This window comes from Collimonas sp. (genome assembly GCF_035566555.1).
Lineage (GTDB): Bacteria > Pseudomonadota > Gammaproteobacteria > Burkholderiales > Burkholderiaceae_D > Collimonas.
This window is the reverse complement of sequence record NZ_DATMRB010000001.1, coordinates 18,470-43,721: the sequence shown is the minus strand read 5'-3', so window position 1 is coordinate 43,721 and position 25,252 is coordinate 18,470. Positions and strand designations below refer to the sequence as shown.

The window sequence follows — 25,252 nt, the reverse complement described above, 5'->3', positions numbered from 1 at the left end:
GTAGGTCATCGTCAGGCTTTTATTAAAAAACCCTCTGCCCCTTACCGGTCAGAGGGTTTTTGCTTTGGGATTTCAATTTGTACAGCGCGGACTTACCTCAATATCTGCTCAGAAAATCGCCTCAAAGCCTGAAGCTACGCTACAAATCGGCAGAATCCACTGCTACAGAGCTCGCGTCGATGCGAAAAGCAGCGCCTCCGATGCCGAATTGCTCCAATATTTCCTGCACTTCCTCCAAAACATAGGCAAAAAAAAGCCAGTCGGCTTGCGCGACTGGCTTTCCTGCTGGCGTATTCTGCTTTTATCCTGATCTAAGATCCGGATTAGAACGGATAAGCGACTCGCAACACGGCAAAGTTTGCGCCGCTGTTTGGTTTCTTGATACCACCGTTCGAGAAATGCTGCAGCTTGATGCCGACATCCAGGCCGTTGCCGAACACATAGCCGGCGCCCAGATGGTCGCCAAACTCAAAAGCGGTGGAGAAACGACGGCTGTTGTTGTCATACAGGTGCGACATCAGATGCACGCCGATGCCGGCTTCGCCGTACAAGCCTCTTTTATCGTTGCTCTGGAAGCGGAATACCGGGGTGAAGCCGATGTCGGTCAGGTTTTTCGATTGACCTGGAACATTCTGATACTGGTTTTGGCGGAATTCAGCCAGGCTCAAATCCCAGTAGCCGCCGAGTTGCGTGCTGCTGCCTTGCCACAGCGGCGAACCCCAGTTCCATTGCGCGGCAACGCGGGCCAGCTGGCTCTTGTTGCCGGTGCCGAGTTCTAACGATGCGGAATCGACGGCGAAGCTGTTAGCATGAACGCCGGCCAGCAGGCAGGCAGCGGCCAGAATCTTGAGTCCGGTTTGTTTTTTTTGCATAAAAGACTTTCGAGCGTAAGAAAATAAAAAGCGAATGACAGCTCGCCTTCACTTTATTCATGGAAAGGCTACGCTGGCCGCTTGGCATCGACAGCGGCGTCTCGACCCTGTCCACATTGCTGCGGCGCGCAGCTACAGCCCTAAAGAATAGTCGAAAACGAAGATTGTTGCCGAACTACAGGCAATTCCTGTCGTAAAACGGTGACTCCGTTCCTTGGAATCAGGCTATGTAAACCGGTTCTGCTCTGCCGGGCGCGTCCACGCGCAGCGCCAGCACGCAGCCTGAAAGCGGATATTGTTCCAGCTCTGCCTGGCTGCGCTTCTCGCGCACGCTGGTGATGTACAAGGTGCGCAAATCCGGGCCGCCAAAAGCCATCATGGTCGGGCAGCGCACAGGCACGATCACTTCTTGCAGGACATCGCCGGCAGGCGATAGCCGCAGCAGGCGGCCGCCTTCATACATGGCGCACCAGTAAGCATCTTCACTATCGACCGCCGCACCGTCCGGACGGCCGCCGTAGTCGGGCGCATTCTTGTCCATGGCGAACTGCTTGAGTAGGTGGCCTGAGCCGATCTTGCCGCTGGCCAGATCAAACTCATAGCGGGTGATCCGGTGCGCAGTGGTGTCGCTGTGATACAGCGTGCGGCTGTCGCCGCTGAAGCCAAGACCGTTGGAGACGGTGACCGGATTGCCGGCCGCGCGCACCACGCCTTTCTCGATGGCATACAGCTGGGCACCGGCATGGTCGCGCGGCTCGTAGATGGTGCCTGCCCAGAAGCGGCCCGCAGCATCGCTGCGGCCATCATTGAAGCGCGCGGTGGCCGTGTCGTAAGGTGCATCGGCGATGTGCGTAACCACCCCGGTATCGGTATCCAGGTAAGCAATACCCGTGCGCATGGCCACCACCAGGCCGCCGCCGGCCCGCAAGCCGATGCAGCCTGGTTCCGCATCCAGCTGCCACATGGCGTGCTTGCCGTCGGCAGGATGCAGGCGATGCACTTGCATCGCCGAAATATCGACCCAGTAAAGTGACGCTTCCGCGGCATGCCAGAGCGGGCATTCACCCAGTTGCATAGGGACGTCATAGGCGGCTGCGATTTGATTCATGTGTGTGATGAAGTGAGGAGAGTGGGCAGGGGGAGATCAGTTTGCATGCTGTGATTCACTGCTGAATCACAGCCGCCATATCGGATCGTCATGTTGTCGACCGGCGTCGCCAGCAAGGCAACAATCACATTTTCTTCAAATAGGTCTCGGCAAGATTGACCCAGTAACTGGCGCCAATCGGCAGCAAGTCGTCGTTAAAATCGTAGCTGGCATTGTGCAGATTGCAGGGGCCGAGGCCATGGCCGCTGTCCCTGTGAGCGCCTTCGCCATTGCCGATGAAGACATAGCAGCCAGGTTTGTTCTGCAGCATGAAGGCGAAATCTTCCGCCCCCATGGTCGGCTCAACTTGTGGATTGACGTTGTCGCTACCGACCATCGCCTGCAGCACTTCGACCGCAAATGCGGTCTCCTTGGCGTGGTTGACCAGCGGCGGATAATTGCGATGAAAGCGGAACTCTACTTCGGCGCCGAAAGCCGCCGCAGTATGCTGCGCCACTTCCCGCATGCGCGCTTCGATGGTATCCAGCACAGGCAAGGAAAAGGTCCGCACCGTGCCGATCAGCGTCGCCACATCGGGAATCACATTGGTGGCGCTGCCGCTGTGAATCTGGGTCACCGACAGCACCGCCGGATCGTTCGGATTGAGATTGCGCGAGACGATGGTTTGCCAGCTCTGCGCTATCTGCACCGCGACCATCACCGGGTCGACGCTTTTGTGAGGCTGTGCCGCATGCGAGCCCTTGCCCTTGACGATGACTTCAAATTCGTTGCTGGAGGCCATCATCGGTCCCGGCGTCACGCCAAAGCTGCCGGTCGCCATGCCTGGCCAGTTGTGCATGCCGAATACGGCTTCCACCGGGCATTGCTCGAACAAGCCGTCATCGATCATGCGCTGGGCGCCGCCGCCGCCTTCTTCCGCCGGCTGAAAAATCAGGTAGACAGTGCCGTCGAAATTGCGGTGCTGGGATAGATGATGCGCCGCACCAAGCAACATTGCGGTGTGGCCGTCATGTCCACAAGCGTGCATCTTGCCCTGATGTTGGGAGGCATGTGGAAAAGTATTCAACTCCTGCACCGGCAAGGCATCCATATCGGCGCGCAGGGCGATGGCGCGGTCGCTGCTGCCGTTTTTTATGATACCGACAACGCCGGTGACGCCCATGCCGCGCAGAATAGGGATCTGCCATTCGGTGAGTTTGCGCGCCACCACGTCGGAGGTGCGCTGTTCTTCATAGTTGAGTTCGGGATGGGCGTGCAGATCGCGCCGGATGGCTTGCAGTTCCGCCTGGAAGGCGATGATGGGATCGATCAAATTCATATTCTGCTCCTGATATGTGGCATGCCTCTTGCCTGTAAAAAGGGCAGAGGCGTTGCGTCCAGAGTGTGTATATTACGCCTACACGGCCCATCGGTGTGCGCATACGGGGCGAGCCACGCGTCCGGCGGCCTGTCAGCCCGTGGCGACATGGGCCGCAAAAAAAGGTATCTTATATGTCCCGCGCGCCGAACAGGACGGGCGCGGCTATCCGCTCACTGCCGTTGGCGAGCGGATTTTTTATGGATTCCGGGATATTCGATGCTGGCTTTTATCATCCGCCGCGTATTGCAAAGTCTGGTTGTGCTGCTGGTCATGTCGCTGCTGGTGTTTATCGGCGTGTACGCGATCGGCAATCCGATCGACGTCCTGATCAGCCCCGATGCCGATCAGATCGAGCGCGCCAAGGTGATCGTCGCCTTTGGCCTCGACCAGCCGCTCTGGCTGCAATATTTCATTTTCCTGAAGAACGCCGTCGGCGGCGACCTGGGGCGTTCATTCGCTTATTCGACGCCGGCCCTGAGCCTGATTTTCGAACGCATGCCGGCGACGCTGGAACTGTCGACCGCGGCAATTCTGCTTTCCGTCGTGCTGGGACTGCCGCTCGGCTTGCTGGCCGGCTTGCGCCCTGATGGCATCGTCGGTAAAACCATCATGGCGGTTTCCATCCTCGGCTTTTCGCTGCCGACATTCTGGGTCGGCCTGATGCTGATCATGGTGTTTGCAGTGCAGCTGGGCTGGCTGCCCACCAGCGGCCGCGGCGAGACGCAATTGCTGCTGGGAGTGCCGGTCAGCTTTCTGAGCTGGGATGGCTTGAAGCATTTGCTGATGCCGGCATTCAACCTGGCGCTGTTCAACATCGCACTGGTGATCCGCCTCACGCGCTCCGGTGCGCAGGAGGCGCTGATGCAAGACTATGTCAAGTTCGCTCGCGCCAAGGGCTTGCGCAACAGCCGCATCATCGGCGTCCATGTCCTGAAAAATATCCTGATTCCCATCGTCACCGTGATTGCCTTGCAATTCGGTTCGATCATTGCCTTTTCCATTGTCACCGAAACCGTGTTCGCCTGGCCCGGCATGGGCAAGCTGATCATCGATTCGATCCGCGTGCTGGACCGGCCGGTGATCGTCGCTTATCTGTTATTGATCGTCACCATCTTCATCGTCATCAATCTGGCGGTGGACATGCTGTATTCGCTGCTCGATCCGCGCGTACGCCTGGCAGAAAGCAAAGGCTGACATGCAAGCAACCCAGGTCTTTGAAACCGTGGAAACGCCATGGCGGCGTTTCGTCCGCAATTATTTCGGCAGCAAGATCGCTACTGCCGGATTCATACTATTGGTGCTGATCCTGCTGGCGGCGATCTTCGCACCGGTGATTTCGCCGCAGAACCCCTATGACCTGGCCAAGCTGGATGTCATGGATTCGCGCCTGGAGCCGGGCAAGGCAGCGGTCGACGGCAGCATGACTTATCTGCTCGGCACCGATGACCAGGGGCGCGACATGCTGTCTGCGATCCTGTACGGCATTCGCATCTCGGTGATGGTCGGCGTGCTCAGCACCATCATCGCGCTGTCGCTGGGCTTGACGCTGGGTCTGCTGGCCGGCTATGCCGGCGGCCGCACCGAGGCATTCATCATGCGGGTGGCGGATATCCAGCTGTCTTTTCCACCTATCCTGATCGCGCTGATCCTGCTGGCGCTGACCGGCCGCGGCGTCGATAAAATCATCGTCGCGCTGGTGGCGGTGCAATGGGCCTATTACGCGCGCACCACCCGCAGCGCCGCGCTGGTCGAGCGCAAGAAGGAGTACATCGAAGCCGCTACGGCGCTCGGCCTGTCGCCGCTGCGCATCATGTTCCGCCATCTGCTGCCCAACTGCCTGCCGCCCCTGATCGTGATCGCTGCCTTGCAGGTAGCGTCGGCGATTTCGCTGGAAGCGACGCTTTCCTTTCTTGGACTGGGCTTGCCGATTACCGAACCTTCGCTAGGCTTGCTGATCGCTAACGGCTTCCAGTATCTGCTCTCGGGCAAATACTGGATCAGCGTGTTTCCCGGCATCGCCTTGCTGCTCACCGTGGTCACCATCAACCTGGTGGCGGACCAGCTGCGCGATGTCCTCAATCCACGCCTGCAAACACAATAAGATAACCATGGATACTCCGGCGACATTAGTGGTGAACAATCTGCAGACCCAGTTTGCCACCCGCGCCGGGCTGGTGAAAGCCGTCGACCAGGTCTCGTTTTCCATCAAGCGTGGTGAAATCATGGGACTGGTCGGCGAGTCCGGTTCGGGCAAGTCGATGACCGGCTATTCCATCATGGGTCTGATCGATGCACCCGGAAAAGTCGTCGCCGGCGAGATCCTGCTGCAAGGACAGGAATTGCGCGGCTTGCCGGCGGAAGCCATGCGCAAGATCCGCGGCAACCGCGTCGCCATGATTTTCCAGGATCCCATGATGACCTTGAATCCCGTGCTGCGCATCGACACCCAAATGGTGGAAGCCGTGCGTGCGCATCAGGATGTGAGCAGGATGGTGGCGCGCGAAATGGCGCGCGAGGCGCTGGTGCGGGTCGGCATTCCTGCGCCGGATGAACGACTGCAGGCGTATCCGCATCAGTTCTCGGGCGGTATGCGGCAGCGGGTAGCGATCGCGATCGCTTTGCTGAACAAGCCGGACTTGATCATTTGCGACGAACCCACTACTGCGCTGGATGTGACGATACAAGGACAGATCTTGTACGAGATGCAGAAACTGTGCAGGGAGTCGGGCACGGCCTTGATCTGGATCACGCACGACCTGTCGGTGGTGGCCGGCCTGGCCGATACTGTTTCGGTGATGTATGCGGGCCGCATCGTCGAAAGCGGTACGGTGCAGCAAGTGCTGGAACATCCGCGTCATCCTTATACCCACGGCCTGATTGCGTCGGCGCCATCGCGCAATCCGCGCGGCCAGCCGCTGCAGCAGATCCCGGGCATGACGCCGTCGCTGCTGAATTTGCCGGTGGGCTGCGCCTTCCGCACGCGCTGCGCCCATGCCACCGATGAATGCCTGCAGACGCCGCCGCTGCGTGCCTTCGGAAAGCGTATGTTGCGTTGTTTCCATCCACTGCAGGATAGTCCGAGCGGGGCATTGCAATGAGCGCGCTGGAAGATCGCCGGGCCGAAACCGCCCCGGCTGCGCCGCCGCTGCTGGAAATGCAGGCAGTCAGCAAGCAGTTCGTCAAGGGACTGGATAGCGCAGCGAAAATCGCTAACCTGTTCGGCGCCCGCATGCAGCAGGAAGTGGTGCATGCGGTGGATGACGTCAGCCTGAGCATCACACGCGGCGAAGTAGTGGGGCTGGTGGGTGAATCCGGTTGCGGCAAGTCGACCCTGGGACGGATGGCGGTCGGCTTGCACAGCCTCAGCGCCGGTACGCGCTTGTGGAAAGGCCATGCGCTGGAACAGCTTGAGGCGTCTGAACGGCGCAAGAGGCAGCTGGCGATCCAGATGATTTTCCAGGATCCCTATGCCTCGCTGAATCCGCGCATGCGGGTGCAGGATATTGTTGGCGAAGCGCCGCTGGTGCACGGCATGGTGAGCGCTGAGCAACAGCGCGAATATGTCGAGAGCCTGCTGCAAACAGTCGGCCTCGACGGCAGCATGCTGCGCCGTTTCCCGCATCAATTTTCCGGCGGCCAGCGGGCGCGGGTTGGTATTGCCCGCGCACTGGCGGTCAAGCCGGAATTCCTGGTGTGCGACGAGGCGGTGGCGGCGCTGGATGTCTCGATCCAGGCCCAGGTGCTGAACCTGTTCATCAAGCTGCGTGACGAGCTCGACCTGACCTATCTGTTCATCAGCCACGATCTGGGCGTGGTGCGGCATTTGTCGGACCGGGTGCTGATCATGTATCTTGGGCGTATAGTCGAATCGGCGGCGGCCGACGTCATCTTCTCCCGCGCGAACCATCCTTATACCCAGGCTTTGCTGGCGTCGGCGCCCAAGCTGGAAGTCAGGAGAACCGAATTCTTTGCGGTGAAGGGTGAAATCCCGTCGCCGCTGCAGCCACCCGCCGGTTGTCATTTCCATCCGCGCTGCCCGCATGCGATGGCGCGCTGTAAAGAGGAAAAGCCGGCATTGAAAGAAATCAGCAGCAACCATTTTTCCGCCTGCCATCTGAACGACGGCTAGCTTACCGGTCAAATACAGGACAAACCATGAATACTCCGCACACTCCAGCACTGACACCTTCTGCCGACGTCATGGCAATGATAGAACGCCTGATCGCATTCCCGACCGTATCGCGCGATTCCAACCTGGGATTGATCGAATGGACCCGCGACTACCTTGCCGGCTTCGGCGTCAAGTCGCGCCTGACCTACGATGCCAGCGGCAAGAAGGCCAATCTGTTCGCCACGCTCGGCGAAGGCCCCAGGGCCGGCCTGATCCTCTCCGGCCATACCGACGTGGTGCCGGTGGAAGGCCAGGCCTGGGACAGCGATCCGTTCAAGGCCACCATCAAGGATGGCTTGCTGTACGGCCGCGGTTCGGCCGACATGAAGAGCTATATCGCTACCGCACTGGCGCTGACGCCGCAGTTCCTGACGGCGAAGATGGATGCGCCATTGCACTTCGCCTTGTCGTATGACGAAGAAGTCGGCTGCATCGGCGTGCAGGGATTGATCAAGGATCTGCAGGAACTGGGATTGCGGCCAGCGGCCTGCATCGTCGGCGAGCCGACTTCCATGCAGCCGATCATCGCGCATAAGGGCACGCACCGTTTCCGCTGCTGCGTACGCGGCCGTGAAGCGCATTCCAGCTACACCACCATGGGCGTCAATTCGATCGAATATGCAGCGCGCGTCATCGTCTACATCCGCCAGATGGCAGACCGTTTCGCCCAGCTGGAGACGCGCGACTATGGTTTTACCGTACCCTACACCACCATGCAGACCGGGCTGATCCATGGCGGCCTGGCAGCCAACATCGTACCGAAGGATTGCCGCTTCGAATTCGAGGCGCGCACCATGCCGGGCATCGATGTCGAACGGCTGTATCAGGAAATCCAGGATTTCGCGGCGACCTTGCTGCCGGAAATGCGCAAGGTAGAACCGAATGCCGCGATCGACTTTGAATGGCTGGCTTCCGCGCCGGGCCTCAATATGCAGGAAAGCGATGCCGTGGTGCAGCTGGCGAAAGCGCTCGCGCGCAACAAATCGCACGGATCGGTTTCCTACGGCACCGAAGCCGGCCTGTTCCAGCGCGCCGGCATTCCTACCGTGGTCTGCGGCCCCGGCAGCATCGAGCAGGCGCACCGGCCGAACGAGTTCGTGGCGCTGGAACAGCTGGCGCAGTGCGAAGCGTTCATGCTGCGCCTGATGGATCCAGGGATGCAGCTACAGGCCGGCAAATAAAAAAGGCAATCGCTCTCCATTTGCCATCCTGTGCGCCTGGATTTTGCTAAAGTAGCGTATTGAAGCGCCCTGGTTTTGATGACATTATGACTACTTCCATCGTTCGTGCCGCATGTCCGCATGACTGCCCCGATACCTGCGCGTTGCTGGTGACGGTGACCGACGGCGTCGCCACCGAAGTCCGCGGCGATCCTGACCATCCGACCACGGCCGGCGTGCTCTGCACCAAGGTGTCGCGCTACACCGAACGGACCTATCACAAGGATCGCCTGCTGCATCCGCTCAAGCGAGTCGGCAACAAGGGCGAAGGCAAGTTCGTGCAGATCAGCTGGGATGAAGCAATCGCCACGGTTGCCGAACGGCTGGGCCAGATTGCCGCGCGCAATCCACAAGCCATCCTCCCCTACAGCTACGCTGGCACCATGGGCCTGGTGCAGGGCGAGTCGATGTCGATGCGCTTTTTCAACCGCATCGGCGCCTCGCTGCTGGACCGCACCATCTGCGCTTCGGCTGGCGGCACCGGTTACAAGTACACCGTGGGCGCCAAGATAGGCACCGATCTTGAGCAATTCCAGAATGCCAAGCTGATCCTGATCTGGGGCGGTAATCCTATCGCCTCCAATCTGCATTTCTGGATGCGTGCCCAGGAAGCCAAGCGCAACGGCGCCAGGCTGATCGCGATCGATCCCTACCGTTCCCTGACCGCCGACAAATGCCATCAGCACATCGCACTGCTGCCGGGTACCGATGCGGCGCTGGTGCTGGGCATGATGCATGTGCTGATTGCCGAAGACTTGCTCGATCACGATTACATCGCGCGCCACACGCTGGGCTTTGAACAGCTCAAACAACGGGTGCTGGAATGGACGCCGCAAATGACTGCGGAAGTGTGCGGTATCAGCGCCGAAGAGGTTACCGAACTGGCGCGCGCCTATGGCGGTGCAGCCTTGCGCGGAGAGGGCGCGGCGATCCGTATCAACTATGGTTTGCAGCGCGTTCGCGGCGGCGGCATGGCGGTGCGCAATATCACCTGCCTGCCGGCGTTGGTCGGCGCCTGGCGTCATGCTGCTGGCGGCACCCAGCTGTCGGCTTCGGACAGTTTTCCAAAGAATAACCAGGCTTTGCAACGCCCCGATTTCCTGATCAAGCAAGGCGTGGCGCCGCGCACCATCAACATGAGCACCATCGGCGACGATTTGCTGCGTGAAGCCTCGCCCGAGTTCGGCCCGAAAATCGAGGCGTTGATTGTGTATAACTCGAATCCGGTCGCGGTGGCGCCGGAGTCAGGCGCTGTCGCTCGCGGCTTCGCGCGCGAAGATCTGTTTACCGTGGTGCTGGAGCATTTCCAGACCGATACCGCTGACTACGCCGACATCGTGCTGCCGGCGACGACCCAGCTGGAACACGTCGACGCCCATTCCGCCTACGGGCATCTGTACATGTTGGCGAACAACGCCGCGATTGCACCGCTCGGCGAAGCCAAACCGAATACCGAGATTTTCCGCCTGCTGGCGGCGCGCATGGGATTCGACGATGCCTGTTTCCGCGAGAGCGACGATGAAATCGCAGCGCAAGCGTTTGACCGCAGGAATGTACGCGCTGTCCATTTCGACTGGGATACGCTGAAGCGTAAGGGCTGGCAAAAGCTCAACACGCCGGACGCTCCGTTCGCTGACGGCGGCTTTCCGACGCCTTCGGGGAAATGCGAGTTCTACAGCGCGCAAATGCTGAAAGACGGCCTCGATCCATTGCCTGCGTATATCGCGCCGTACGAGTCGCGCGCCAGCAATCCGGCACTGGCCGAGAAATACCCGCTGGGGATGATCTCGCCGCCGGCGCGCAACTTCCTCAACTCCAGCTTCGTCAATGTCAAAAGCTTGCGCGACACCGAAGGCGAACCGCATCTCGACATGCATCCTGCCGACGCCGCGCAGCGTGGCCTGGCCACTGGCGACATGGCCCGCATCTTCAACGACCGCGGCAGCTTCAACGCCAGAGTGAGAGTCACCGACAAGGCCCGCACCGGCCTGGTGGTGGGCCTTTCGATCTGGTGGAAAAAAATGGCGAGCGACGGCAAGAACGCCAATGAGGTGACCAGCCAGCGCCTGACCGACATGGGACGCGCACCGACCTTCTACGACGTCCTGGTGGAAGTGGAAAAAGTCCAGGTCGATGATGCCAACGGGATTAGCGCCAAGGCATGAGAACGCGCCGGCTGCTTCCGCTGCTCGCCTTGGTGCTGGTGTCCGGATGCGCTCAGCTGGCCTATTACGGGCAAGCCGCCAACGGCCAGTTTTCCCTGCTCGACCGCGCCCATCCGATTGACGACTGGCTGGCCGATCCGCATGCGGATGCCGGCCTCAAGGCGAAACTGAAGAGCACCAAGCAGATGCGCCGCTTTGCGGTTACCGATCTCGGTTTGCCGGACAATCGCAGCTACACCGAGTACGCCGACCTGCAACGTCCCTTCGCCCTGTGGAATGTGGTGGCGGCGCCGGCGCTGTCGCTGGAGCCCAAGCAGTGGTGTTTTCCGATCGCCGGCTGCGTGAATTACCGCGGTTATTTCAGCAAGGAGGCGGCGCAGAAATTTGCTGCCGAAATGCGCCGGCAAGGCTATGACGTCCAGGTCAGTGGCGTGCCGGCTTATTCGACGCTCGGCTGGTTTAACGACCCGCTGCTGTCGACCTTTATCCGCTATCCCGATGGCGAACTGGCGCGCCTGATTTTCCATGAGCTGGCGCACCAGACCGTGTATGCCAAGGACGATACCCAGTTTAATGAATCCTACGCCACCACGGTCGAACAAGTTGGCGTCGAACGCTGGCTGCAAGCGGTCGGCGACCAGAAGATGCGTGATGCCTACGTTCAGTTTGAAGGACGCAAGCAGGATTTCCTGGCGCTGCTGCTGAAGTACCGCGCGCAGCTGGCCAGCAATTACGCCAGCGATCTCAGCGATGCCCAGAAGCTGCAGCGGAAAGCGGCGATCTTCGTCGTCCTGCAGGAGGACTATCAGCGGCTCAAGGCCAGCTGGGGCGGCTACGCCGGCTACGACCGCTGGTTTGCCGAGCCGCTGTCGAATGCGCACCTGGCGCTGGTGGCGACTTATTACGACCTGGTGCCGGGCTTCAAGGCTTTGCTGGCGCAGCAGCAGACCTTGCCGAAGTTTTACGTCGCGGTCGCCAGGCTGGCGGCGCTCAGCAAAGAAGAGCGGCATCGCCAGCTGGAGGAGCTGGCAAACAGCGCGAATCCCTAGTGTCGTATTGCCCAAGGCAATTGGTTACAATGACAAGATGACCTTCAACACCGATCTGCATCGCAGCACCCTGAAACTGCCCGGCCGCCTGACGCGCGACGGCGGTGCCGCGCTTGAAATGAGCGTAGTCGATGCCGGTCCGGAATATGGCCGCGGCGCCAGAAGCCAGCAGCCGACCATGGTCTTCATCCACGGTTTCGGCGGCCGCGCCGCCTATTGGGAATACCAGCTGGAGCAGTTCCAGGCCGACTACCGCGTGATCGCGCTCGATCTGCGCGGCCACGGCTACACCGATGCCCCGACCGAGGCCGACGGCGCCCGTTACGATGTACCGGAACTGGTCGCCGATATCGCCGCCGCGCTAGAGATTCTGGAAGTGCCGCCGCAATTCATCCTGGTCTGCCATTCATTCGGCGGCGCGCTGTCTTCCTACTTCCTCAAGCAGTTTCCAGAACGGGTATCGGCATTGATCATGATCGCCTCGGCAGCGCGCTTTCGCTTGCGCTGGGCCGGCCGCACCTTGCTGCGCATGCCGCCGCCGATTTTCGGCATGGTGCGCAAGGCGATGCCGTATTTCGGTATTACCGCCGCCCGCATTTATCCGCCGCCGCATGTGGTTTACCTGCAAAACAAGAATGCCTTGCTGCCATGGGATGGCCGCGAGTACCTGCGCGCCATCAAGGTGCCGGCGCTGGTGATTCTCGGCCACCGCGATATCCTGTTTGATGAGACGGCTTATAAAGAAGTCGCCAGCCTGATTCCCGGCGCCGAGGAAGTGGTGGTGCCGGTTTCCGCGCACCAGGTAATGGTAGAGCGGCCTGACGCGGTCAACCGCGCCATCGAACGTTTCCTGCAAATGCAATCCGATCCAGCCGAGCAGGCCGAACGCCGCATACAGCAAAAGGCAGAGCGGCGCGCCGCCCGCAAACAACTGGAGAGCGAGCGGCCATGGCTGAAATTCTACGATGCCCGTACGCCTTACCGCATCAAGCTGCCGACCGTGGCCTTGCCGCGCTTGCTGGAAGCGACCGCCAGGCGCTTTGCCAAGACCACCGCCTTGGCCTACCGCGGCGGCAAGATCGGCTGGCGCGAGCTGGACCGGCAGACCAACCGCTTCGCCAACGGTCTGATCGAGATGCGTATCAAGCCAGGCGAGCGGATCTTGCTGGCCATGCCGAATATCCCGTCCCTGGTGATTGCCTACTTCGGTATCTTGAAAGCCGGCGCGGTGGCGGTGTTGAGCGATGCCGCCACGCCCGAGGAAGTCTTGCTGACACGGATCGCCGACGCTGGCGCCGTGATGCTGGTGACTACCACCAACCGCTACGACGAATTGCGCGACGTCCTGCAAAGCGATCGCCGCGCCGCCGGCTTGCGGCGTGTGATTTTCGCTTCGATGATCGATCACATGGGCTGGCGCGAAAAGCTCAAGTTCGTCGCTTTGCACCATGTCCAGGAAGGCCACTGGCTACCATGGTTCCGGCAAGACAAGCAGCATCGCAAGCATGAGCGCCGCTACCTGAAGTTCAAGCAGGTGCTGGGGCGCGGCACGGTCTATCCGAGCGAGCTGGTGCAAGACGTCAACGATATCGCGGTGGTGGTGTACACCTATGGTGCCAGCGGGACGCCGCTGCCGGTCGCGCTGTCGCACCGCAACCTGGCGGCGAATGCCTTGCAGCTGCGCCACTGGCTGCCGGAATCGCGGCCAGGCGATGAACGTTTCCTGGCGCAGCAGCCCTTGTCCAGCGCCTATGGCCTGACCGGCGTTTTACACCTGGGAGTCTATCTGGGCGCCACCTTGATCCTGTTGCCGGGCGCCGAATTGGAACCCTTGCTGAAGACCGTCAAAAAAATGCGTCCGACCTATTTCCCGACCACACCGCGCATGGTGCGCGAGCTGGCGCACACGCCTGGCGTGCGGCGCTACGGCCTGGCGTCGATACGGGTGTGCGCGGTGAGCGGCTCACCGCTAGCGCAGGAAGTACGCGAAGAATTTGAAAAACTGACGCGCGGCCGCCTGGTCGAAGCCTATGGCTTGACCGAAGCGTCGCCGGCAGTGCTGGCGATGCCGCTGTCGGCGCGCCGCAACCCGGGCGTGGTCGGCGTGCCGCTGCCGGATACGGAAGTGAAAGTGGTCGACCTGGATAGTGGCGAGCCGCTGCCCAGCGATACCCTCGGTGAGCTCTGGGTGCGCGGGCCGCAGCTGTTCGCCGGCTATGACCAGGGGCGTGCCGACGGCGCAGCACATGGCGTCACCGCCCTCAATCTGATTGCCAAAAAAATAAGCAAGGAACGCTTGCACGAGGGCTGGCTGGCCACCGGCGATGTCGCCAGCATCGATGAAGACGGTTTTGTCTCCATCGTCGACCGCAAGAGTAATATGTTGGTACGGGGCGGCCAGCGCGTGTTCCCGCGGCAGATCGAAGAGGTCTTGTTCGAGCATCCCGCGGTCGCCGTGGCGCACGTGAAATGGAGTCCGGACGAAGAGGGCGTGAAGCACTTGCGGGCTGAGGTTTTGTTGCACCACAACATGAAGTTGAGTGTCGACGATTTGCTCAAATATGCGTCAAAACGCTTGCATGCCGACGCTTTGCCCGATAGCATCGCGATAGAACAAAAAAATACAACCGTGCTTTTTTAGCGGACCAGTACTATCCCCCTATCGGCGTGTTTTTTTCATCTCAAGTGAAACAAGCCAAAAACAATGCATTTATAACAAGCAGAGACTAAAGGCAGAACATGGATAAATTTTGGCTCAAATCGTATCCTGAAGGCGTCGCCACTGAGATCGATTACACGCAGTACCAGTCGCTGGTGGAATTGCTGGAAGAAGCGTTCCGGAAATACGCGACACGCAATGCCTACGCCTGCATGGGCAAATACCTGACTTATGACGAGGTTGACCAGCTGTCGCGCAAGGTCGGCGCCTGGCTGCAGGCCAAGGGCCTGCAAAAGGGCGCGCGGGTAGCCATCATGATGCCTAACGTGCTGCAGTATCCGGTGGCGATTGCCGCCATCCTGCGCGCCGGCTATATCGTGGTCAACGTCAATCCGCTGTACACCCCGCGCGAACTGGAACACCAGCTCAACGATTCCGGCGCCGAAGCCATCTTCATCCTTGAGAATTTCGCCACGACCCTGCAGCAAGTCGTTGCCCGGACCAAGATCAAGCACATCGTGGTGGCCAGCATGGGCGACCTGATGGGCGTCAAGGGCTTGTTGGTGAACCTGGTGGTGCGCCATGTGAAAAAAATGGTGCCAAGCTTTTCCTTGCCTGGTTCGACGCCATTCAATAGCGTGCTGTCGCAAGGCGCGACGACGCAGCTGAAGGCGGTCACGCTGGGCCAGGAAGATGTCGCTTTCCTGCAATATACCGGCGGCACCACAGGCGTCTCCAAAGGCGCAACCCTGACGCATCGCAACGTCGTGGCCAATGTGCTGCAGGCTGAAGCATGGTTGTCACCCGGCCTCGCCAGCGGCCCCAAGATCGAACAACTGGCCTTCGTCTGCGCCTTGCCGCTGTACCACATCTTTGCGCTGACGGTATGCGGCTTGCTGGGCATGCGCGAAGGCGCGTTGAACCTGCTGATCCCGAATCCGCGCGACATCGCCGGCCTGATCAAGGAAATGTCGAAATACCAGATCAACACTTTCCCGGCCGTGAACACCTTGTACAACGCGCTGCTGCATCATCCTGATTTTGCCAAGCTGGATTTCTCCGGCTACCGGGTATGCGTTGGCGGTGGCATGGCGGTGCAAAAAGCGGTGGCCGATAAATGGAAGGAAGTCACCGGCTGTCCGATCATAGAAGGTTACGGCTTGTCCGAAACCTCGCCGATCGCCAGCGCCAATCCTTGCACGATCACCGAATACAGCGGCACCATCGGCTTGCCGCTGCCGTCGACCGAGATTGCCATCCTGGACGATAACGGCCAGCCTGTGCCGCTCGGACAGCCAGGCGAAATCGCGATCCGCGGCCCGCAAGTGATGCGCGGCTACTGGAACCGCGACGATGAAACCGCCAAGGTCATGACCGCGGACGGTTTCTTCAAGTCGGGCGATATCGGCGTCATGGATGAGCGTGGCTACACCAAGATCGTCGACCGCAAGAAAGACATGATCCTGGTCTCAGGTTTCAATGTTTATCCGAACGAAGTCGAAGGCGTGGTGGTGCAGCATCCGGGCGTGCTGGAATGCGCCTGCGTCGGCGTGCCGGACGAGCATGCCGGCGAAGTGGTGAAGATTTTCGTGGTGCGCAAGGATCCGTCGCTGACCGCCGAGCAGTTGATGGCTTACTGCCGTGAACAATTGACCGGCTACAAGCGTCCGAAATACATCGAGTTCCGCACCGATCTGCCGAAGACTAACGTCGGCAAGATCTTGCGCCGCGAATTGCGCGATGAAAAACCTGCGGAGCAAAAACAGGCTGCCTGACCATTGAAAACAGCAGCATCTTGCCGGATGCCGCCGCGTAGTGAAAACCCCGGATCTGCCATAAGCGGATCCGGGGTTTGTTTTTTTTCGGAGGCGGCTTATTCGCTGCGTTAACAGTCGAAATAACAGCCGAAATTTTTGTCGCCTCTGCTCAGGGAGCCAGTTGATTAGCAGTACCTGTGCTACTCAAGCTTTGTTTCAATCCCGGAATTCAATGTGCTGAATATGGTCTCTATTGCCTTGACGGAGGTTGGATGTCCGCCCACATCCAGCCCCGTCAAGAAATATTTCGGAGAGGCATAGAGCTTTTCTATTCTTTCCGGAATATCTTCAAAAAGCTTCTTGTACTGATTTTTAACAAAGAACGCATTAGAACCCGTCACGTTGCAGCAGGCAAGAAAATAACCATGCGCTTCGAAGAGGTCGAAAAAAGAACAAAGGCTCGCGCCAAAATAATCATCGCCTGTCCAGCGATGTTGGTCGTTGTACTCTATTTTGAAGCGTATGGGGGGTATGAATTTCGCGTTATATTCAACAATAAATATTTCTGGACAAATGCCGGAACGAAGTAATTCGTCAACAAAATAAAAATCGTTCCCATCTAAATCCAATGAAATAAGATCGCATCGCGCGCGCTCGATTTGCGCCAATCCTCGTTGATAAAGATTGACGATATTGGACTGGGAAATCCATTCTTTCTGATAATGGAAGTTAAGCTTTTTGGCAGCTTTGGGATTAGGGTTGAAGCCAAGATCTTCTGCTCCTACCCAGAAACCACTCCACCCAACTGCAGCAAGGGCAAGCGTATTGTTTTCCATGCCATTGCCAACACCGAATTCTGCAAATACGCCCTTCTGTAATCCGAGCCGCCTCAGAATTTCAAATGTAATCCCGTCTTCGTCATTTTGTGAATAGACTTTACAGCCACAATTTGTCAGAGGATTGAGATGATTCTGTAATGCCGCACTCCCTACATATCTTCCAATTAAATGTGTTTTATGAAGCTGTGGCAGCAGCGTGCTGAGGAAATGATTGTAAAGTTCGAGGGTAGGCGGTTGTTCCATCATGCTTCCTTTATTCATGAGTGATCTGGCGCCATCATACCCAAAATAGTATCTAAATAGTATCTATTGAGTACTCGGTCGTCTTCAGGAAGGGAGGCATCAGGCCGTTATACGCTCTACTTTTCCCACTAACAGGATATACGATAGCGCGCCCACCAGCGCCATTACGGCGACGTAAGTGATGGCTGGCGCGAAGCTGTCGCCGCTGACCAGGAAACCGATCGCCAGCGGCGTCGTGATGGCGGCCAGGTTGCCGATGAAATTGAAAACGCCGCCGGTCAGTCCCAGCATCTTGGCCGGCGCCAGCGACGACACCAGCGACCACGAGATCGAGGCAAAGCCGTTGCCGAAGAAAGCGATGGCCATGAAGACGATGATCCATGCCGTTGAATCGGTATAGTTGGCGCCGATGATGCTGGTGGAAATCAGCAAGCCGCCGATGATGGGCACTTTGCGCGCCACGCCGAGCGAAGCGCCCTTGCGGATCAGCCAGTCGGAAAATACGCCGGAACTCAGCACGCCGAGAAATGCGGCGAGGAAGGGCAGCGATGCCAGGAAGCCGGACTTGATGAAGTCCATGCCGCGATATTTGACCAGGTAGGTCGGGAACCAGGTCAGGAAGAACCACAGCGTCGAATTGACCGCGTATTGCCCAAGATAGATGCCCCACAGCTTGCGGCGGCTGAGCACCAGCATAAGGTCGGCCGTGCTGAAGCCGGGTTTTTGCGTGCTGCTGGGCTGAGCGATATCGACCAGCCCGCCACCAGCCCGTATCAGTTCGACTTCCGCCTGGTTGGCGCCCCTGAACTGGCGCGGCTCGCGATAGACCAGGTACCAGATTGCGGCCCATGCGACGCCGGTCAGGCCGGTGCTGACGAACACCATGTGCCAGCCGTAGCGCTGCTGCAGCCAGGCCAGCAGCGGCGTCAGGAAGGCCAGGCCGACGAACTGGCCGGAGGTGTAAAAGCCGATGGCGGTAGCCCGTTCGCGTTCCGGAAACCAAGTGGTGACGACACGGTTGTTGATGGGATAAGCGGGTGCTTCCAGCGCGCCGACCAGCAGGCGCAGCGCAAACAGGCCGACAAAGCTGCCGATGAACCCGAGGCAGATGGTAGCCAACGACCACAGCGCCAGGGCCAACGCATACAGCACCCGCGGCGCCACCCGGTCAACCAGCCAGCCGCCGGGAATCTGCATCGCGGCATAGGTCCAGCCGAAAGCGGAAAAGACCCAGCCGGCATGGACCGGATCGATCGCCAGCTCGCGCATCAGTTCGGGAGCAGCGATCGACAGATTGCTGCGGTCCAGGTAATTGATCACCACTGTCACGAACAACAGCAGCATGATCAGGAAGCGCTTGCGGCTGGCTGCCGGCGAAGCTGTTGCGGAGTTTGCTGCGGACTGCCGTTCTACTTCAAGCACCTGCTCTTGCATGTGAATCTCCTGGCCGGCGGCTGCCGGACCGTGTCATGGAATGCGAAGGCTATGCTGCCTCTTGTACTACGGCGGATTCCTTGATTGCTTCCCTGTTGCACCTGCTAAATCGCTTGCTACCATTCGGCGAAGCTGCCGTCCTTGTGGCGCCAGATCGGGTTGCGCCAGCGATGGCCGATGGCAGCGCGCTCCTTGACATACTCTTCATTGATTTCGATGCCCAGTCCCGGTCCTTGCGGGATGGTGACGTAGCCCTTGTCGTAGGCGAAGACATCCGGTTGCGTCACATAATCGAGCAAGTCGTTGCTCTGGTTATAGTGGATGCCCAGACTCTGTTCCTGGATGAAAGCGTTGTACGACACCGCATCGACCTGCAGGCAGGCTGCCAGCGCGATCGGGCCGAGCGGGCAGTGCAGCGCCACGGCGACGTCGTAGGCTTCGGCCATGGTGGCGATCTTGCGGGTCTCGGTGATGCCACCGGCGTGCGACACATCCGGCTGGATGATGTCGACATAGCCTTCGCTCAAGATGCGCTTGAAATCCCAGCGTGAATACAGCCGCTCGCCCAGCGCGATCGGTGTGCTGGTCAGGGGCGCCAGTTCCTTCAGCGCCTCGTAGTTTTCGCTAAGCACGGGTTCTTCGATGAACATCAGCTTGTACGGATCCAGTTCCTTGATCAGGATCTTCGCCATCGGCTTGTGCACGCGGCCGTGGAAATCGACGCCGATGCCGATGTGCGGGCCGACCGCCTCGCGTACCGCGGCGACGTTGGCCAGAGTGGCTTCGACCTTTTCATAGGAATCGACGAACTGCAGTTCTTCAGTGCCGTTCATCTTCACCGCGGTAAAGCCGCGCGCGACGGCATCCTTGGCCGCTGCCGCGGTGTCGGCCGGGCGATCGCCGCCTATCCATGAATACACGCGGATGCTGTCGCGCACCGGGCCGCCCAGCAACTGGCTGACCGAAACGCCAAGCGCCTTGCCCTTGATGTCCCACAGCGCCTGGTCGATGCCGGCCAGCGCGCTCATGTGGATGGCGCCGCCGCGATAGAAGCCGCCGCGGTACAGCACGGTCCAGTGGTCCTCGATATGGCGCGGATCCTTGCCGATCAGGTAATCCGACAATTCCTCGACCGCCGCCACCACGCTGTGCACGCGCCCTTCCACCACCGGCTCGCCCCATCCGACCACGCCTTCGTCGGTTTCTATCTTCAGAAAGCACCAACGCGGCGGTACGATGTAAGTGGTCAGTTTGGTGATCTTCATTAATCCGTTCTCCTGGTTACAGGCCGCGGCACAGCCGCGCGCCCGGTCGACTATCTGTTGTTTTGTTCTTGTACTGCGCACCATGCCGCCACAAACTTGTTGGCATGCTGGCCCACCTGTTCAGCGCTCAGGCCCGGTTTATATAGCGCCGAGCCCAGGCCAAAGCCGGAGGCGCCGGCATCGATGAAGGTCGCCAGGTTTTCAGGCGTGATGCCGCCCACCGGCAGCAAGGCGATCTCGCGCGGGATCACCGCGCGCCAGGCCTTGACCACATGTGCGCCCAGCTGTTCGGCCGGGAACATCTTCAAGACGTCGGCGCCGGCCGCCAGTGCGGCAAACGCTTCGGTGACGGTAGCCACGCCTGGCGCGCAAGCCAGGCCGGCCTGCTTGGCGGCCGCGATCACCAGCGGATCGCTGTGCGGCATGACGATGATTTCACCGCCGGCGCGTTTTACCGCCGCCACCTGGTCGGTCGTCAGGACGGTGCCGGCGCCGACCATGCAATCGGCCGGCAGGGCAGTGCGCAGCGTGCGGATGCTGTCGAAGGGTTCGGGCGAATTGAGCGGGACTTCGATGATCCTGAAGCCGGCTTCATACAGCTTGAGGCCGATCGCCGCCACTTCATGCGGCTTGACGCCGCGCAGGATGGCGATCAGTCCGCATTGTTTCATTGCGTTTTTTAGCATGATGGTCCCTCAGGTGCTGCTATCAGGATGTAGCAAGCCGGCGCTTAGCGCCAACTGCCACAGTCCGCGTTCGGTGGCTTGCTGCGTCACCTCAATGTGGTCGAAGCCATAGCAGCGCAACGCCTGCACATAACGCGCGCACAGGCCAGCCTCGCCGACCAGCATGATCTGCGCCGGCAAGCGCTGCTGCGATTGCAGCATGCCGTGCAGGGCGGCGATCTCGTGGCCGATCAGCAGGCCCGACAGGTACTCGCGCTGACCGCTGCCGTCCAGCGCGCCGGTCAGTCCGAGGGTGCGGGTGCTGAATATGGTTGACAATACACCAGCTTGGCCGGCAGGGGTTTGCGCCACCTGCAAGCCGCGTTCAAAGTCGCGCTGAGCGTTGCCGTTGCTACTGTCGGCGGCGCTCATGCCGCGTCCGAGAATGGTGTGGCCGCATAGCGCCGCATACACTTCGCCGGTCATGAAGGTGTCGAAATGGCGCACTTCTTTCTGTGTTTCGGTCTGGCGGATTTGCACCCATTTGGAATGGGTGCCGGGCAGGCCGATCAGGATGTCCGCGACTTTGTCTTGCTGTGCACTCAGCGACAGTACGCCGACCACCTGGGTTTCTTCGCCACGCATGACATTCGGCAGCTGCGAATTTTCCATCAGGCCGGGCACGATGTGGATCAGCTGGCCATCGCGGTTGCGCAAGCTGGCCAGGCTGCCGCCGATCTGAGCGACGGCGAGCGGCACCTCCAGATAGGGCGCTTCGCGCCAGCCCTGGCGGCTGCCGACCATGCCGGCCGCAATCACCGGGGTCGTCGGTGCTGCTTTCAGCCAGTCGCCGCAAGCCTGTTCAAACGCTGCTTCGAAGCCGGCGTTCTCGCCATCCCCGGCGTCCGGCAGCTGCATGACGCCCCATGGCAAGGCCCGCAACTCCAGACGCTGGCCATCTGCCCCCAGGCGATAGGCGCGCAGCGAGGAAGTGCCCCAGTCGAGGGCGATCAAGCGCGTTTCCGATTCTTTCGTTGGCAGTGCTGGATTCATCGGGTCGGGTAGATTCTGAAATGGTTCGGTTTGCTGCTGGCGGCGTCGGTCAAGTGTTGCGTACTTTATTCCGGCCGCCATGCCTTGTCAATATATGATATGCTATCCCAATATATGGGATTTCATAATTTAAAGGACAGAGTGATGCGAAAATCGCCGGACTTGATCGCGCCGATGAAACCTGCTGGCGACGACAGCGCTGCGATACCGAGCGGCACCCAGACCCTGACACGCGGCCTGGCCGTGCTGCAGGCGGTGGCCGGCGGCGCGCGCGATCTGAAAGACATCGCGCAGTTGCTTGGCACCACCCGCAGCACCACTCATCGCCTGGCCAGCTGCCTGGCGCAAGAGCGCTATCTGCGTTTTACGCCCGGCATCGGTTATGTGCTGGGACCAAAGCTGATCGAACTGGGCTTCCAGGCGCGTGAAGAAGTCTCCTTGAGCGTGGTGGCGCGGCCCTACCTGGAGCAGCTGGCGGAACAGTCCGGCGACACCATTCATCTGGCCTTGCAGGACAGCGACGACGTGCTTTACCTTGACAAGATTCCCGGCAAGAAGGGTTTGGAAATGCGTTCGCGCGTGGGGCATCGCATGCCCATCGCCACCACCGGCGTCGGCAAGGCGCTGATGCTGGGCATGAGCGAAGGCGAATGGAAGAGTCTTTACGAGAAGCGCAGCTCGGCCACCAGCGTCGATACTTCGCGCTTGCTGCCGAAGCGCAGCTGGACCGAATTCCGCGATCAGATGCGCGCCTATGCCAAGGGCGGCTACGCTTTTGACCTGGAAGATAATGAACCGTCGATACGCTGCGTGGCGGCGCCGATTTACGATGCCAGCCATGCCATCGTCGCGGCTATCAGTGTCTCCAGCACCTTACCTTACATGCCGCTGGAGCGGATGCAGTCCTTGATTGCGGTGGTGCAGGCAGCCGCTGGCGGCATCTCCGGCGAACTGGGCGCCAATGCAGAAATCATCATCGGCGGCCCGGACTGATCAGGGTGTCAGCTCCGGCAGCTTGCGCGGCTTACGCTGGTCGTCGGTGGCGACATAGGTGAGCGTCGCTTCGGTCACCTTGACGATCTCCGTCTGCAGGCGGTTGCGTTCCGCATAGACTTCGACATTGACGGTGATCGAGGTATTGCCGACCTTGACGATGCTGGCGTAAAACGACAGCAGGTCGCCGACGAATACCGGCTGCTTGAACAGGAAGGAATTCACTGCAATGGTGGCGACGCGGCCGTTGGCGCGGCGCGTGGCCGGTAGCGAGCCGGCGATGTCGACCTGGGCCATGATCCAGCCGCCGAAGACGTCGCCGTGGACGTTGGCGTCGGCCGGCATCGGCATCACGCGCAGTTGCGGCATGGTGCCTGGCGGTAATTGATTGTCGTTTTGATCAGCCATCTTTTATTTTCCCCGAGAGCTACAATTAGTTGTTGTTGCCTGTAGCTTAAACCATTCTTTAAGATTGTCACCCAATGCGCCACCATTCAAGCCCACAGCCGGACGCCGCTGCCGCCGTAAATAACGGCGCCCAGCCCAAGCGCAGCGACTGGGCCACGCTCAAGACTTTGCTGCCCTATCTGTGGACCTACAAGTGGCGGGTCTCGCTGGCGCTGCTGTTCATGCTCGGCGCCAAGCTGGCCAATGTAGGCGTGCCGCTGGTCTTGAAAAAACTGGTCGACAGCATGACCATCACTGCCAGCCATCCGCAAGCGATGCTGGTGCTGCCGCTGGGAATATTGGCGGCCTACGGCTTGCTGCGCCTGAGCACGACCTTGTTCACCGAGCTGCGCGAATTCGTGTTCGCCCGCGTCACCCAGCGTGCGGTGCGCACCATCGCGCTGCAGGTGTTTCGCCATCTGCATGCGCTGTCATTGCGCTTCCACCTGAACCGCCAGACCGGCGGCATGACGCGCGATATCGAGCGCGGCACGCGCGGCATTTCTTCGCTGGTGTCCTACGCCTTGTTCAGCATCTTGCCGACGCTGATTGAAATTTCGCTGGTGCTGGGTTACCTGGTGCTGCATTACGATATCTGGTTTGCCGGCATCACGCTGGTGGCGCTGGTCAGCTACATCGGCTTCACGGTGACGGTGACCGAGTGGCGCACTCACTTCCGGCGCACCATGAATACGCTCGATTCCAGCGCCAACACCAAGGCCATCGATTCGTTGATCAACTACGAGACCGTCAAGTATTTCGGTAATGAAGAATACGAAGCCAAGCGCTATGACGATGGCCTGATGCGCTACGAAACCGCCGCCGTGAAATCGCAGACGTCGCTGTCGCTGCTGAATACCGGGCAATCGCTGATCATCGCCATCGCCGTCACCCTGATCCTGTGGCGGGCGACGCAAGGCGTGATCGACGGCAAGATGACCCTGGGCGACCTTGTGCTGGTGAATTCCTTCATGATCCAGCTCTACATCCCCTTGAATTTCCTCGGCGTGATTTATCGTGAAATCAAGCAGAGCCTGGCGGACATGGAACGGCTGTTCCATCTGCTGGATGAGAACCGTGAAATTGCCGATGCCGAAGGCGCCCGCCCGCTGCTTACCGGCGGTGCGCAGGTGCGTTTTTCGCACGTCGATTTCAGCTACGAGAGCAAACGCCAGATCCTGTTCGACGTCGACTTCACGATTGCCGCCGGCACCACCACGGCGGTGGTCGGCCATAGCGGTTCCGGCAAGTCGACCTTGTCGCGCCTGCTGTTCCGCTTCTACGATATCAATAACGGCCGCATCACCATCGACGGCCAGGATCTGCGCGACATCACGCAAGCTTCACTGCGCCAGGCGATCGGCATCGTGCCGCAGGATACGGTGCTGTTCAACGACAGCATCGAGTACAACATCGGCTACGGCAAGCCGGGCGCCAGTAAGGCGGAAATCGTGGCGGTCGCCAAGGCCGCGCATATCCACGATTTCATCGAGTCGCTGCCGGACGGCTATGACTCGATGGTCGGCGAACGCGGCTTGAAATTGTCCGGCGGTGAAAAGCAACGCGTCGCCATCGCCCGCACCTTGCTGAAGAATCCGGCCCTGCTGATTTTTGACGAGGCGACTTCGGCGCTGGATTCGAAATCGGAGCAGGCGATCCAGGCTCAGCTCAAGGAAATCGCCAGGGACCGGACCACGCTGGTGATTGCCCACCGACTGTCGACGATTGCCGATGCCGCGCAGATCCTGGTGCTCGACCATGGCCGTATCGTTGAACGCGGCACGCACGCGCAATTGCTGGCGGCGGACGGCGCGTATGCGCAAATGTGGCTGCGCCAGCAAGCCCATCCGGAGGAGATCGGAAGCGCATCGCCGCCAGTGCCCGATGTTGACGGTTACGCTGAAAATGTCATCCGGATGGTGTAAGGGGACAACGCCGGCACAGGAAATTCG

The 25,252-nt window shown here is 59.9% G+C and carries 20 protein-coding genes; 11 read left to right on the top strand and 9 right to left on the bottom strand.

Annotated elements, in window-relative coordinates:
- Positions 1–323: 323 nt before the first annotated feature.
- From VNZ65_RS00195 to VNZ65_RS00185, 3 genes are all read right to left on the bottom strand, one after another.
- Positions 324–872 (bottom strand): acyloxyacyl hydrolase, encoded by a 549-nt coding sequence (locus VNZ65_RS00195; protein ID WP_061944652.1) that lies wholly within the window; start codon positions 870–872, stop codon positions 324–326.
- Positions 873–1,092: 220 nt separating this feature from the next.
- Complete coding sequence (locus tag VNZ65_RS00190) at positions 1,093–1,980, bottom strand: SMP-30/gluconolactonase/LRE family protein (RefSeq protein ID WP_325664880.1); 888 nt, start codon at positions 1,978–1,980, stop codon at positions 1,093–1,095.
- 124 nt (positions 1,981–2,104) lie between these two features.
- Positions 2,105–3,298 (bottom strand): M20 aminoacylase family protein, encoded by a 1,194-nt coding sequence (locus VNZ65_RS00185; RefSeq protein WP_325664878.1) that lies wholly within the window; start codon positions 3,296–3,298, stop codon positions 2,105–2,107.
- A gap of 258 nt (positions 3,299–3,556) precedes the next feature.
- Here VNZ65_RS00185 and VNZ65_RS00180 point away from each other — a divergent pair, with 258 nt between their 5' ends.
- The 9 genes from VNZ65_RS00180 to VNZ65_RS00140 all read left to right on the top strand — a co-directional run bounded on the left by VNZ65_RS00180 (position 3,557) and on the right by VNZ65_RS00140 (position 16,379).
- On the top strand, positions 3,557–4,534 hold the full coding sequence (locus tag VNZ65_RS00180; protein ID WP_325664876.1) for an ABC transporter permease: 978 nt from the start codon (positions 3,557–3,559) through the stop codon (positions 4,532–4,534).
- Position 4,535: 1 nt separating this feature from the next.
- Positions 4,536–5,441 carry an ABC transporter permease gene (locus tag VNZ65_RS00175; RefSeq protein ID WP_325664874.1) on the top strand — a complete coding sequence of 302 codons (906 nt, stop codon included), beginning with the start codon at positions 4,536–4,538 and terminating at the stop codon, positions 5,439–5,441.
- Positions 5,442–5,448: 7 nt separating this feature from the next.
- Positions 5,449–6,438: an ABC transporter ATP-binding protein gene (locus tag VNZ65_RS00170; protein WP_325664872.1), complete on the top strand. Its 990-nt coding sequence runs from the start codon at positions 5,449–5,451 to the stop codon at positions 6,436–6,438.
- Positions 6,435–7,469: an ABC transporter ATP-binding protein gene (locus tag VNZ65_RS00165; RefSeq protein WP_325664871.1), complete on the top strand. Its 1,035-nt coding sequence runs from the start codon at positions 6,435–6,437 to the stop codon at positions 7,467–7,469. The genes VNZ65_RS00170 and VNZ65_RS00165 overlap by 4 nt, the downstream gene beginning before the upstream one ends.
- A 26-nt stretch (positions 7,470–7,495) precedes the next feature.
- Positions 7,496–8,692, top strand: coding sequence for an acetylornithine deacetylase (gene argE, locus VNZ65_RS00160; protein ID WP_325664870.1), 1,197 nt, complete (start codon positions 7,496–7,498; stop codon positions 8,690–8,692).
- 86 nt (positions 8,693–8,778) lie between these two features.
- Positions 8,779–10,896, top strand: a complete 2,118-nt coding sequence (locus VNZ65_RS00155; RefSeq protein WP_325664868.1) for a molybdopterin oxidoreductase family protein — start codon at positions 8,779–8,781, stop codon at positions 10,894–10,896.
- Positions 10,893–11,945: an aminopeptidase gene (locus tag VNZ65_RS00150; RefSeq protein WP_325664866.1), complete on the top strand. Its 1,053-nt coding sequence runs from the start codon at positions 10,893–10,895 to the stop codon at positions 11,943–11,945. The genes VNZ65_RS00155 and VNZ65_RS00150 overlap by 4 nt, the downstream gene beginning before the upstream one ends.
- Before the next feature lie 37 nt (positions 11,946–11,982).
- A complete protein-coding gene (locus VNZ65_RS00145; protein WP_325664864.1) occupies positions 11,983–14,586 on the top strand; it encodes an alpha/beta fold hydrolase in 2,604 nt (867 codons plus the stop codon).
- A gap of 98 nt (positions 14,587–14,684) precedes the next feature.
- A complete protein-coding gene (locus tag VNZ65_RS00140) occupies positions 14,685–16,379 on the top strand; it encodes a long-chain fatty acid--CoA ligase (RefSeq protein WP_325664862.1) in 1,695 nt (564 codons plus the stop codon).
- A gap of 182 nt (positions 16,380–16,561) precedes the next feature.
- Here the strand turns inward: VNZ65_RS00140 and VNZ65_RS00135 are convergent, their stop codons facing one another.
- The 5 genes from VNZ65_RS00135 to VNZ65_RS00115 all read right to left on the bottom strand — a co-directional run bounded on the left by VNZ65_RS00135 (position 16,562) and on the right by VNZ65_RS00115 (position 21,860).
- Entirely contained in the window at positions 16,562–17,461 is a 900-nt protein-coding gene (locus tag VNZ65_RS00135; protein WP_325664860.1) for a hypothetical protein, read from the bottom strand.
- Between the two features lie 81 nt (positions 17,462–17,542).
- Complete coding sequence (locus tag VNZ65_RS00130) at positions 17,543–18,877, bottom strand: MFS transporter (RefSeq protein ID WP_325664858.1); 1,335 nt, start codon at positions 18,875–18,877, stop codon at positions 17,543–17,545.
- A 116-nt stretch (positions 18,878–18,993) separates the two neighbouring features.
- Positions 18,994–20,142 (bottom strand): galactonate dehydratase, encoded by a 1,149-nt coding sequence (gene dgoD, locus VNZ65_RS00125; RefSeq protein WP_325664856.1) that lies wholly within the window; start codon positions 20,140–20,142, stop codon positions 18,994–18,996.
- Between the two features lie 50 nt (positions 20,143–20,192).
- Positions 20,193–20,828 (bottom strand): 2-dehydro-3-deoxy-6-phosphogalactonate aldolase, encoded by a 636-nt coding sequence (locus tag VNZ65_RS00120; protein ID WP_325664854.1) that lies wholly within the window; start codon positions 20,826–20,828, stop codon positions 20,193–20,195.
- A 9-nt stretch (positions 20,829–20,837) separates the two neighbouring features.
- Positions 20,838–21,860 (bottom strand): 2-dehydro-3-deoxygalactonokinase, encoded by a 1,023-nt coding sequence (locus VNZ65_RS00115; RefSeq protein ID WP_325664852.1) that lies wholly within the window; start codon positions 21,858–21,860, stop codon positions 20,838–20,840.
- A 144-nt stretch (positions 21,861–22,004) separates the two neighbouring features.
- Between VNZ65_RS00115 and VNZ65_RS00110 the strand changes: the two genes are divergently transcribed.
- Positions 22,005–22,853, top strand: coding sequence for an IclR family transcriptional regulator (locus VNZ65_RS00110; RefSeq protein ID WP_325664850.1), 849 nt, complete (start codon positions 22,005–22,007; stop codon positions 22,851–22,853).
- Here the strand turns inward: VNZ65_RS00110 and VNZ65_RS00105 are convergent, their stop codons facing one another.
- A complete protein-coding gene (locus VNZ65_RS00105) occupies positions 22,854–23,261 on the bottom strand; it encodes an acyl-CoA thioesterase (protein WP_325664848.1) in 408 nt (135 codons plus the stop codon).
- A gap of 74 nt (positions 23,262–23,335) precedes the next feature.
- Here VNZ65_RS00105 and VNZ65_RS00100 point away from each other — a divergent pair, with 74 nt between their 5' ends.
- Positions 23,336–25,225, top strand: a complete 1,890-nt coding sequence (locus tag VNZ65_RS00100; RefSeq protein WP_325664846.1) for an ABC transporter ATP-binding protein/permease — start codon at positions 23,336–23,338, stop codon at positions 25,223–25,225.
- The last annotated feature ends 27 nt before the right edge of the window (positions 25,226–25,252 follow it).

What these genes read in the sequence shown, in the direction of transcription:
- VNZ65_RS00195 (WP_061944652.1), bottom strand. Translation starts at nt 872, where the DNA reads ATGCAAAAAAAACAAACCGGACTCAAGATTCTGGCCGCTGCCTGCCTG.
- VNZ65_RS00190 (WP_325664880.1), bottom strand. Translation starts at nt 1,980, where the DNA reads ATGAATCAAATCGCAGCCGCCTATGACGTCCCTATGCAACTGGGTGAA.
- VNZ65_RS00185 (WP_325664878.1), bottom strand. Translation starts at nt 3,298, where the DNA reads ATGAATTTGATCGATCCCATCATCGCCTTCCAGGCGGAACTGCAAGCC.
- VNZ65_RS00180 (WP_325664876.1), top strand. Translation starts at nt 3,557, where the DNA reads ATGCTGGCTTTTATCATCCGCCGCGTATTGCAAAGTCTGGTTGTGCTG.
- VNZ65_RS00175 (WP_325664874.1), top strand. Translation starts at nt 4,536, where the DNA reads ATGCAAGCAACCCAGGTCTTTGAAACCGTGGAAACGCCATGGCGGCGT.
- VNZ65_RS00170 (WP_325664872.1), top strand. Translation starts at nt 5,449, where the DNA reads ATGGATACTCCGGCGACATTAGTGGTGAACAATCTGCAGACCCAGTTT.
- VNZ65_RS00165 (WP_325664871.1), top strand. Translation starts at nt 6,435, where the DNA reads ATGAGCGCGCTGGAAGATCGCCGGGCCGAAACCGCCCCGGCTGCGCCG.
- argE (WP_325664870.1), top strand. Translation starts at nt 7,496, where the DNA reads ATGAATACTCCGCACACTCCAGCACTGACACCTTCTGCCGACGTCATG.
- VNZ65_RS00155 (WP_325664868.1), top strand. Translation starts at nt 8,779, where the DNA reads ATGACTACTTCCATCGTTCGTGCCGCATGTCCGCATGACTGCCCCGAT.
- VNZ65_RS00150 (WP_325664866.1), top strand. Translation starts at nt 10,893, where the DNA reads ATGAGAACGCGCCGGCTGCTTCCGCTGCTCGCCTTGGTGCTGGTGTCC.
- VNZ65_RS00145 (WP_325664864.1), top strand. Translation starts at nt 11,983, where the DNA reads ATGACCTTCAACACCGATCTGCATCGCAGCACCCTGAAACTGCCCGGC.
- VNZ65_RS00140 (WP_325664862.1), top strand. Translation starts at nt 14,685, where the DNA reads ATGGATAAATTTTGGCTCAAATCGTATCCTGAAGGCGTCGCCACTGAG.
- VNZ65_RS00135 (WP_325664860.1), bottom strand. Translation starts at nt 17,461, where the DNA reads ATGAATAAAGGAAGCATGATGGAACAACCGCCTACCCTCGAACTTTAC.
- VNZ65_RS00130 (WP_325664858.1), bottom strand. Translation starts at nt 18,877, where the DNA reads ATGCAAGAGCAGGTGCTTGAAGTAGAACGGCAGTCCGCAGCAAACTCC.
- dgoD (WP_325664856.1), bottom strand. Translation starts at nt 20,142, where the DNA reads ATGAAGATCACCAAACTGACCACTTACATCGTACCGCCGCGTTGGTGC.
- VNZ65_RS00120 (WP_325664854.1), bottom strand. Translation starts at nt 20,828, where the DNA reads ATGCTAAAAAACGCAATGAAACAATGCGGACTGATCGCCATCCTGCGC.
- VNZ65_RS00115 (WP_325664852.1), bottom strand. Translation starts at nt 21,860, where the DNA reads ATGAATCCAGCACTGCCAACGAAAGAATCGGAAACGCGCTTGATCGCC.
- VNZ65_RS00110 (WP_325664850.1), top strand. Translation starts at nt 22,005, where the DNA reads ATGCGAAAATCGCCGGACTTGATCGCGCCGATGAAACCTGCTGGCGAC.
- VNZ65_RS00105 (WP_325664848.1), bottom strand. Translation starts at nt 23,261, where the DNA reads ATGGCTGATCAAAACGACAATCAATTACCGCCAGGCACCATGCCGCAA.
- VNZ65_RS00100 (WP_325664846.1), top strand. Translation starts at nt 23,336, where the DNA reads ATGCGCCACCATTCAAGCCCACAGCCGGACGCCGCTGCCGCCGTAAAT.